Raw genomic sequence first — 260 nt, 5'->3', positions numbered from 1 at the left:
GGTGAAGTCGTAACAAGGTAGCCGTATCGGAAGGTGCGGCTGGATCACCTCCTTTCTAGGGAGTCAGACGTGAAGATCAGGCTGGTCTTGATGTTCACGGACAGGTAAGCATGTTTCAGGATTGTTCAATTTTGAAGGCCTTGCGGAAGCCTCTTGAGAGGTTTCTGAAAGATCTTCAGCATAAGGGCAGCGAAACCCGAAACGCTGGAAAGCGCGGGGGTATAGCTCAGTTGGGAGAGCACCTGCTTTGCAAGCAGGGG

At 52.3% G+C, this 260-nt stretch carries 1 rRNA gene; it reads left to right on the top strand.

Annotation, left to right across the window (positions count from 1 at the left end):
- A 16S ribosomal RNA gene (locus H6B15_RS15345) occupies positions 1-55 on the top strand; the annotation flags it as partial.
- Positions 56-260: the final 205 nt, after the last annotated feature.

Source organism: Gemmiger formicilis, from assembly GCF_016900095.1.
In the GTDB taxonomy this organism is placed as follows: Bacteria; Bacillota; Clostridia; order Oscillospirales; family Ruminococcaceae; genus Gemmiger; species Gemmiger formicilis_A.
Note: the sequence above shows the minus strand (reverse complement) of the source record. Positions and strands in the feature narration are given on the sequence as shown.